A 3,283-nucleotide genomic window follows, 5' to 3' on the forward strand; every position below is an offset into this window, starting at 1 on the left:
CATGGCTGAAGCCGTAAAAAAACCAAGGCCCGAGTTCCGTAACATCGGGATCGGCCAAATCGCGAAGTATCGCTTGCCGCTAGCAGGGAAGGTCTCCATCCTGCACCGTATCAGCGGTCTCTTGCTGTTCATCTCGTTGCCGTTCCTTCTGTACCTGCTGGACCAAAGCCTGACATCGGAAATCAGCTTCGATGCGTTCAAGGGCTTTCTCGCCAACCCCATCGTCAAGATCATCGTGCTGGTGCTGTCGTGGTCGTACATGTTCCACTTCTGCGCAGGCATTCGCTTTTTGCTGCTCGACACCCACGTCGCCGTGCACAAGGAAGGCAGCAAACAGACCGCTCTGTCCGTGCTGATCGTCTCGTCGCTTCTCACGATCGCGGTCGCGCTGAAACTTTTCGGAGCCTTCTAAAAACATGGCAGCTAACAACAGAGTCGGCCCGAAGCGCCTCGTCGTCGGTGCTCACTACGGTCTGCGCGACTGGCTCGCGCAACGCGTCACCGCGGTCGTGATGGCCGTCTATACGCTCATCCTGCTGTTCTGGTTCTTCGTCGCCCGCGACTTCTCGTATGAAGGCTGGGCGTCGATCTTCGCCCTTCAGTGGATGAAGCTCGCCACGTTCGTAGCCTTGCTTTCGCTCTTCTATCACGCGTGGGTCGGCATTCGCGACATCTGGATGGATTACGTGAAGCCGGTCGGTCTTCGCCTGCTGTTGCAGGCGCTGACCATCCTCTGGCTGGTCGCTTGCGCCGGCTACGCTGCACAGATTCTCTGGAGAGTTTAAAGAATGGCTGCAATCAAGACTTCCCTGCCGCGTCGTCGCTTTGACGTGGTCATCGTCGGCGCGGGCGGCTCGGGCATGCGCGCCTCGCTGCAACTGGCGCGCGCGGGCCTGTCGGTGGCGGTGCTCTCGAAGGTGTTCCCCACGCGCTCGCACACGGTCGCAGCGCAAGGCGGAATCGGCGCTTCGCTTGGCAACATGAGCGAAGACAACTGGCACTATCACTTCTACGACACGATCAAGGGCTCCGACTGGCTCGGCGACCAGGACGCGATCGAATTCATGTGCCGCGAAGCGCCGAACGCGGTGTACGAACTGGAACACATGGGCATGCCGTTCGACCGTAACGCGGACGGCACGATCTACCAGCGTCCGTTCGGCGGGCACACGGCGAACTATGGCGAGAAGCCGGTGCAGCGCGCGTGCGCGGCCGCCGACCGGACCGGCCACGCATTGCTGCACACGCTGTACCAGCAGAACGTCGCGGCGAAGACGCAGTTCTTCGTCGAATGGATGGCGCTCGACCTGATCCGCGATGCCGACGGCGACGTGCTCGGCGTGACCGCGCTCGAAATGGAAACGGGCGACGTCTACATCCTCGAAGGCAAGACCACGCTCTTCGCCACGGGCGGCGCGGGCCGGATCTTCGCGGCATCGACGAATGCGTTCATCAACACCGGCGACGGCCTCGGCATGGCGGCTCGCTCAGGCATCGCGCTGCAGGACATGGAGTTCTGGCAGTTCCACCCGACCGGTGTCGCCGGCGCGGGCGTGCTGATCACCGAAGGCGTGCGCGGCGAGGGCGGCATTCTGCGCAACTCGAATGGCGAGCGCTTCATGGAGCGCTACGCGCCGACGCTCAAGGACCTTGCGCCGCGCGACTTCGTCTCGCGTTCGATGGACCAGGAAATCAAGGAAGGGCGCGGCGTCGGTCCGAACAAGGATCACGTGCTGCTCGACCTGTCGCACATCGGCGCCGAGACGATCATGAAGCGTCTGCCGTCGATTCGCGAGATCGCGCTGAAGTTTGCGAACGTCGACTGCATCAAGGAACCGATTCCCGTCGTGCCGACCATCCACTACCAGATGGGCGGCATTCCGACCAACATCCACGGGCAAGTGGTGGGCACGGCCAAGGGCTACGACGATCCGGTCGGCGGTTTCTATGCGGTGGGCGAATGCTCGTGCGTTTCGGTGCACGGCGCGAACCGCCTCGGCACGAACTCGCTGCTGGACCTGGTGGTGTTCGGCCGCGCGGCGGGCAACCACATCATCAAGCACGCGATGGACATGAAGGAGCACAAGCCGCTGCCGGCCGATGCCGCCGACTTCGCGCTCGAACGCCTGTCGGTGCTGGAGAAGTCGACCTCGGGCGAATACACGCAGTCGATCGCGGGCGACATCCGCGCGACGATGCAGGCGCACGCGGGCGTGTTCCGCACCTCGAAGCTGCTGGAAGAGGGCGTCGACAAGGTTGCGGAACTCACCGAGCGCGTGAAGCACGTGCACCTGAAGGACAAGTCGAAGGTGTTCAACACCGCGAAGGTGGAAGCGCTGGAACTGGCGAACCTGATCGAAGTCGCGCGCGCGACGATGGTTTCGGCCGAGGCGCGCAAGGAAAGCCGCGGCGCGCATGCGCACAGCGACTTCGAGCATCGCGACGACGAAAACTGGATGCGCCATACGCTGTGGTTCAGCGAGGGCGATCGTCTCGACTACAAGCCGGTAAAGATGCAGCCGCTGACGGTCGAATCGGTGCCGCCGAAAGCGCGTACGTTCTAAAGGTAAATCGACATGGCAAAGAGAACATTTGAAATCTACCGCTACGATCCGGACAAGGACGCGGCGCCGCGCATGCAGAGCTACGAGATCGAGATCGACTCGCACGAACGCATGCTGCTCGATGCATTGCTGAAGCTCAAATCGGTCGATGAGACGCTGTCGTTCCGCCGTTCGTGCCGCGAAGGCGTGTGCGGGTCGGATGCGATGAACATCAACGGCAAGAACGGTCTGGCGTGTCTGCAAAACATGAACGACCTGCCGCAGAAGATCGTGCTGCTTCCGCTGCCGGGGCTGCCGGTGGTGCGCGACCTGATCTGCGACTTCACGCAATTTTTTAATCAGTATCATTCGATCAAGCCGTACCTGATCAACGACACGCCGCCGCCGGAGAAGGAGCGTCTGCAGTCGCCGGAAGAACGCGACGAGCTGGACGGTCTGTACGAATGCATTCTGTGCGCGAGCTGCTCGACGTCGTGCCCGAGCTTCTGGTGGAATCCGGACAAGTTCGTGGGACCGGCGGGCCTGTTGCAAGCCTATCGTTTTATTGCGGACAGCCGCGATCAGGCGACGGGTGAACGCCTCGACAACCTGGAAGATCCATATCGTCTGTTCCGTTGCCATACGATCATGAACTGCGTCGATGTGTGCCCGAAGGGGCTCAATCCGACAAAGGCGATCGGCAAGATCAAGGAATTGATGGTGCGCCGCGCTGTCTGAGA

4 protein-coding genes are annotated in these 3,283 nt (G+C 61.7%); all 4 read left to right on the top strand.

Translation table 11 applies throughout. The features are described 5' to 3' along the window. The first annotated feature begins 1 nt into the window (after nucleotide 1). The 4 genes from sdhC to AWB81_RS41400 are packed head-to-tail and all read left to right on the top strand — an operon-like array spanning nucleotide 2 to nucleotide 3,281. Entirely contained in the window at nucleotides 2-412 is a 411-nt protein-coding gene (sdhC, locus tag AWB81_RS41385; protein WP_062644251.1) for a succinate dehydrogenase, cytochrome b556 subunit, read from the top strand. A 4-nt stretch (nucleotides 413-416) separates the two neighbouring features. Then, entirely contained in the window at nucleotides 417-785 is a 369-nt protein-coding gene (sdhD, locus tag AWB81_RS41390) for a succinate dehydrogenase, hydrophobic membrane anchor protein (protein WP_062644252.1), read from the top strand. A 3-nt stretch (nucleotides 786-788) separates the two neighbouring features. Next, complete coding sequence (gene sdhA, locus AWB81_RS41395) at nucleotides 789-2,564, top strand: succinate dehydrogenase flavoprotein subunit (RefSeq protein ID WP_062644253.1); 1,776 nt, start codon at nucleotides 789-791, stop codon at nucleotides 2,562-2,564. A 12-nt stretch (nucleotides 2,565-2,576) separates the two neighbouring features. Then, a complete protein-coding gene (locus tag AWB81_RS41400; protein WP_062644254.1) occupies nucleotides 2,577-3,281 on the top strand; it encodes a succinate dehydrogenase iron-sulfur subunit in 705 nt (234 codons plus the stop codon). Nucleotides 3,282-3,283 lie beyond the last annotated feature (2 nt).

The organism is Caballeronia arationis (assembly GCF_001544975.2).
GTDB lineage: Bacteria > Pseudomonadota > Gammaproteobacteria > Burkholderiales > Burkholderiaceae > Caballeronia > Caballeronia arationis.

What these genes read in the sequence shown, in the direction of transcription:
- sdhC (WP_062644251.1), top strand. Translation starts at nt 2, where the DNA reads ATGGCTGAAGCCGTAAAAAAACCAAGGCCCGAGTTCCGTAACATCGGG.
- sdhD (WP_062644252.1), top strand. Translation starts at nt 417, where the DNA reads ATGGCAGCTAACAACAGAGTCGGCCCGAAGCGCCTCGTCGTCGGTGCT.
- sdhA (WP_062644253.1), top strand. Translation starts at nt 789, where the DNA reads ATGGCTGCAATCAAGACTTCCCTGCCGCGTCGTCGCTTTGACGTGGTC.
- AWB81_RS41400 (WP_062644254.1), top strand. Translation starts at nt 2,577, where the DNA reads ATGGCAAAGAGAACATTTGAAATCTACCGCTACGATCCGGACAAGGAC.